The organism is Oleiphilus sp. HI0123, assembly GCF_001635315.1.
In genome coordinates this window covers 1-361 of the sequence record NZ_LWGE01000423.1, presented here as the reverse complement: position 1 = coordinate 361, position 361 = coordinate 1, and the positions used below count along the sequence as shown (strand labels likewise).

Genomic DNA, 361 nt, shown 5'->3' with positions numbered 1-361 from the left:
AAAAGTTCAACACCATCACGCTCACCTGACATCCTTACTCGCAGAACAAACAGGCCAAGCAAAACTACCCGCGCTTGCTTTAATACTCGATGGAAATGGCCTGGGAGACGATAATCAAGCCTGGGGTGGTGAGCTATTCTATGTAGACTCGAAGCAGATAGAACGTATCGGACACCTTGAGAAAATAGCGATTCCTGGTGGCGATATCGCCACACGGGAAATCTGGCGAACTGGTGCAAATCTATTGGCAAAAACAAGTAGGGAACAGGCATTCGAAGCTTACGCAGATAGCCTCAAGAATGAGCTCACTAGTCATTTCATTCTGAATGGAACGCACCATTTTACGAGCAGTGCAGGCAGG

Annotated in this window: 1 pseudogene; it reads left to right on the top strand. The window is 47.6% G+C overall.

The features are described from left to right. Nucleotides 1-361: pseudogene (locus A3761_RS26860) on the top strand (hypothetical protein); the annotation flags it as partial.